The organism is Microlunatus ginsengisoli, from assembly GCF_039537205.1.
GTDB lineage: Bacteria > Actinomycetota > Actinomycetes > Propionibacteriales > Propionibacteriaceae > Microlunatus > Microlunatus ginsengisoli.
Genome location: NZ_BAABAB010000013.1, coordinates 62,868 through 67,568, shown reverse-complemented (window position 1 = coordinate 67,568; position 4,701 = coordinate 62,868). Strand labels below are relative to the sequence as shown.

At 71.6% G+C, this 4,701-nt stretch carries 5 protein-coding genes; all 5 read right to left on the bottom strand.

Going from position 1 to position 4,701, the window contains the following annotated elements:
* Positions 1-157 precede the first annotated feature (157 nt).
* Positions 158-1,675: an MFS transporter gene (locus ABD747_RS09420; RefSeq protein WP_344803738.1), complete on the bottom strand. Its 1,518-nt coding sequence runs from the start codon at positions 1,673-1,675 to the stop codon at positions 158-160.
* Between the two features lie 41 nt (positions 1,676-1,716).
* A complete protein-coding gene (locus ABD747_RS09415) occupies positions 1,717-2,529 on the bottom strand; it encodes a hypothetical protein (protein ID WP_344803735.1) in 813 nt (270 codons plus the stop codon).
* Between the two features lie 42 nt (positions 2,530-2,571).
* The gene (gene rplA / locus ABD747_RS09410) at positions 2,572-3,273 is read right to left on the bottom strand and encodes a 50S ribosomal protein L1 (protein WP_344803733.1); all 702 of its coding nucleotides are present in this window, start codon (positions 3,271-3,273) and stop codon (positions 2,572-2,574) included.
* A 206-nt stretch (positions 3,274-3,479) separates the two neighbouring features.
* On the bottom strand, positions 3,480-3,911 hold the full coding sequence (gene rplK / locus ABD747_RS09405; protein ID WP_344803731.1) for a 50S ribosomal protein L11: 432 nt from the start codon (positions 3,909-3,911) through the stop codon (positions 3,480-3,482).
* Between the two features lie 109 nt (positions 3,912-4,020).
* A partial coding sequence (nusG, locus tag ABD747_RS09400) for a transcription termination/antitermination protein NusG (RefSeq protein WP_425562506.1) occupies positions 4,021-4,701 on the bottom strand: 681 nt, incomplete at its 5' end.

Below are 4,701 nucleotides of genomic sequence, written 5' to 3'. Positions count from 1 at the left end.
CTCGCTCACCGGCGACGGCGAGCGAAGTCGCACCACGACGCGCGAAGTGGGGACGGGGCGCGCCGGGCCGCAGCGCTCCGCGGAGCTCCACCCGGCCGGTCGCGGTGAGAAGCGGCAGGGATCGGCGACCGACGAGAGGGCCGGGATCAGGCGCGGGTCAGGCGGCGGGCTCGGCGGCGGGGTCGCTCGTGGCGAGCGCCGGCGCCGACACCGGGCAGCATGGGTCGCGGTGGGCGGTGACCTCGGCCCGCCGCGTCGGCGGAGCCGTCCCGGCCGGCACGCCGAACCACGACACGGCGGCCGCGACGACGAGCAGGCCGGCCCCGATCCAGAGCGCGTCCGCGAATCCCTGCTGGACCGCGGCCGGCGACATCCCGCCCGCGCCACCGAGCCCGACCAGGCCTGGGATCACCGCGATGGCGAGCAACCCGGCCGATCGGGCGACCGCGTTGTTGACCCCCGAGGCCACCCCGACCACCCGGTCGGGCGCGGCTCCCAGCACGGCTGCGGTGAGCGGTGCCACCGCGCAGGACAGGCCCAGGCCGAGCAGCAGCACCGACGGCAGTACGTCGGTGAGATAGCTCGCCCCCGCCCCGATCCGCGTCCCCAAGGCGAAGCCCGCGGCGGCCAGCAGCGCACCGATCGCCATCAGCGGCCGCGGACCGGTCCGCTCCGACAGCGCACCGGACCTGGCCGACAGCAGCAGCATCAGCACGGTCACCGGCAGGATCGACGTGCCGGCCTGCAACGGCGACCAGCCCGCCACCAGCTGGAGCTGCAGCACGAGCAGGAAGAAGTACACCGCCAGCGCCGCGTAGACGAACAGCGTCGCCAGATTGGCCGCGGCGAAGGTCCGGTCGGCGAACAGCGACAGTGGCACCAGCGGCGCCGGGCTCCGCCGTTCGACCAGCACGAACGCAACGGCGAGGGCGATCCCGATCAGCCCGACCGTGACCACCGGCCCCGTCCAGCCCGCCGCGCCGGCCGTGGTGAGGGCGTACGTCAGCGCGCTCAGTGCGCCGACCACACACGCCGCGCCCGCGACATCCAGCCGGTTCGCGCCGGCGGCCCCGGCCCCGGTCTCCGGCACGTGCCGGAGCGCGATCAGCACGACCGCCGCGGCGACCGGCAGGTTGATCAGGAAGACCAGCCGCCAGTCCAGGCCGACCAGCCACCCGCCGAGGAACGGCCCGACGGCCGCGGCGACCCCGCCGATCCCCGACCAGGCGCCGACCGCGCGGGCCCGGTCGGTCCGCTCGAAGGTCGCCGAGATGATGGCGAGGCTGCCCGGCGCGAGCAGCGCGCCGCCGACGCCCTGCAGCGCCCGGGCCGCGATCAGGACGCCGGAGGTGGGAGCCAGGGCGCAGATCGCGGAGGCGAGGCCGAACCAGATCGTGCCGACGACGAACACCCGGCGCCGGCCGTACCGGTCGCCGAGGACGCCGCCGACGAGGATGAACGAGGCCAGCGTCAGGGTGTAGGCGTTGGTGATCCACTGCAACGTGGTGAAGTCCGCGTCCAGGTCCTCCCCGATCCGGGCGAGCGCGACGTTGACCACCGTCGAGTCGAGCATGGCCATGCTCGATCCGCCGATGGTCGCGGCCAGCACCCAGCGGCCGCGAGCCGTCCCCATCCGCACCGGGCCGACCCGCCCGGGACCCAGCTGTGCTGCCACCGCTCGACTGTGTCATGCCGTCCGCGACGGCGTGCAGGCGGCTACTCGGCGAACCGGCTGAGCGAGACCGTACCGGCGATGGCGAGCACGAAACCGACCGCGGCGACCGCGGTATAGCCCTCGCGGACGTGGTCGCCCAGCAGCCAGAGCCCGATGATCGACGGGATGATCATCTCGATCACGAACGTGATCGCGTTGATCACGGTGACCGAGCCGCGCTGCAGCGCCAAGGCGAAGGCGGCCATCGCGATCGCCCCGTGCACCGCTATCGCCCACAGCAGGGGCTGGGCCAGCAGCCCGAGCCCGATCGCGTCGACGCTGAGCCCGCGGGAGGCCACCGCGACGCCGGTGAAGCCGAGCCCGGCGGCTGCGGCCAGGGTGAGCCCGGCCGGGCGCTCCGGCAGCCGGAGACCGACCAGGAGCACGGCCAGCGGGATGAGGGCGCTGCCCAGCACCAACCAGTCGGCGAGCAGGGACAGGCTGGTGGCGGCCTCCGGCGCCGCGCTGACGCCCAGGCACACCAGGCCGGCGGCCAGCACGCCGAGCGAGGTCCAGTCGCGCCAGCCGAATCGGGCGCCGCGGAGGAAGGCGAGCACCGCGGTCACGCCGATGCTCGCCGAGAGGACCGTCTGGACCAGGAACAGCGGCAGCTCACGCAGCGCCACCACGTTCGCGAGGAAGGCGATCCCGTCCAGGCCGAGCCCGATCAGGTACGGGACCTGGACCAGGATCGCGGCGATGCCGGTGACGCCGGTGGCCGTGGCCACCCGGCGCGCACCGACGGACTGCAGGACCGATGCCGAGCCGTAGCCGAGGCAGGCCACCACCGCCGCGATCCAGCTGAGGATCAGCACGATCGGGTCAGCGTCGTCGAGGTCGCTCGATCCGAACCCGGACTACTCGGCGTCGGGCTTGGTCTTGTTGGTGTCCACCGCGATGCCCGGGCCCATCGTGGTCGACAGGGTGATCTTCTTCAGGTAGCGGCCCTTGGACGCGCTCGGCTTGAGCCGGAGCACCTCGTCCAGCGCGGCGAAGTAGTTCTGCGACAGCTGCTCGGGGCTGAACGACGCCTTGCCGATGATGAAGTGCAGGTTCGCGTGCCGGTCGACCCGGAACTCGATCTTGCCGCCCTTGATGTCGGTGACCGCCTTGGCGACGTCCATCGTGACGGTGCCGGTCTTCGGGTTCGGCATCAGGCCGCGCGGGCCGAGCACCCGGCCCAGCCGGCCGACCTTGCCCATCAGGTCCGGCGTGGCGACGACGGCGTCGAAATCGAGATAGCCTCCCATGACCTTCTCGATCAGCTCGTCGGCGCCGACCTCGTCGGCCCCGGCCGCCTTGGCGGCCTCGGCCCGGTCGCCGGTCGCGAAGACCAGCACCCGGGCGGTCTTGCCGGTCCCGTTCGGCAGGTTCACCGTGCCGCGGACCATCTGGTCCGCCTTGCGCGGATCGACCCCGAGCCGGGTCGAGACCTCGACGGTCTCGTCGAACTTCGCCTTGGCCCCCGCCTTGGCGGCGGTGATGGCCTCCAGCGGGGTGTAGAGCTTCTCCGCGTCGATGGTCGAGGCGGTGGCGTTGTAGGCCTTGCTGCGCTTCATTCTGTCTGGTTCCTTTCACCAGTTCCTGGTCCGTCGGGCCGCGCGCGGCCCTCCCAGGTTTCGGTTCGTCGGCTGTTCAGTTGTGGTGGGTTCCCGCGGAAACTGTGCGGGTCCTGCAGTCGGCACCGGCGTGTCGCTGCAACAGCTGCACACTTTCCCGGGCGGGGTGGGTGCCGTCGGGCGCCAGGTCCGGGTCGGTCCGGTCGTCAGTCCGCGACAGTGACGCCCATCGAGCGGGCGGTGCCCTCGACGATCTTCATCGCGGCGTCGACGTCGTTGGCGTTCAGGTCCGGCAGCTTGGTGGTGGCGATCTCGCGCACCTGGTCGCGGGTCAGCTTGCCGACCTTGTCCCGCTGCGGGACGCCTGAGCCCTTCTGGATCCCGGCGGCCTTCTTGATCAGCTCGGCGGCCGGCGGGGTCTTGGTGATGAAGGTGAACGAACGATCCTCGTAGATGGTGATCTCGACGGGGATGACGTTGCCGCGCATGGCTTCCGTGGCCGCGTTGTAGGCCTTGCAGAACTCCATGATGTTGACGCCGTGCGGGCCCAGGGCCGTACCGACGGGCGGCGCCGGGGTGGCGGCGCCGGCGTTCAGCGCGACCTTCACCAGCGCCGCGACCTTTTTCTTGGGAGGCATTTCTCGGTCCTTACTGTTCTTCTGCGTGCTCGCGGGCTCGTGCTCGGAGCGGTCTCGGGGCCGGAGCGGAGCGCTGCCGGCCGTACGGGCTGGGCTAGACCTGGTGGATCTAGACCTTCTGGATCTGCGGGAAGGTCAGGTCGACCGGGGTCTCCCGGCCGAGGATCTCGACCAGCGCCTTGAGCCGCTGGCTGTTCACGTTGATCTCGGTGATGGTGGCGTGCACGCCGGCGAACGGGCCGTCGACGACCATCACCGAGTCGCCGACCGCGAAGTCGGCCACCTCGATCTTCTTCTTCCGCTTGCTGGTCGGCACGCCGGCGGTCGCCGCCGCGATGACGCCCGGGGCGAGCATCTTCTCCACCTCGTCCAGGCTGAGCGGCACGGGCTGGTTGGAGTGGCCGACGAAGCCGGTCACCGAGGGCGTATGCCGCACGGTCGACCAGGACTCGTCGGTGAGATCCATCCGGACCAGGACGTAGCCCGGCAGGACGGTCCGGCGGACCTGCTTCTTCTGCCCGTTGCGGATCTCGACGACCTCTTCGGTCGGCACGATGATCTCGTAGATGAAGTCCTCCATGTTCAGCGAGGACACCCGGTTCTCCAGGTTGTGCAGCACCCGGTTCTCCATCCCGGAGTAGGTGTGCACCACGTACCAGTCGCCGACCTTGGACCGGAGCTCGCTGCGGAAGGCCTCCAGCGCCTCGCCGGCGGCGTCGACCTCGTCCTCGGACTCCTCCTCGGCCTCGGGCTCCTCCTCGACCGCGGTCGGCCCGAAGTCGAGGTCGAT

Excerpts from the sequence above, each read along its gene's own strand:
- rplK (WP_344803731.1), bottom strand. The coding sequence starts at position 3,911 with ATGCCTCCCAAGAAAAAGGTCGCGGCGCTGGTGAAGGTCGCGCTGAAC.
- rplA (WP_344803733.1), bottom strand. The coding sequence starts at position 3,273 with ATGAAGCGCAGCAAGGCCTACAACGCCACCGCCTCGACCATCGACGCG.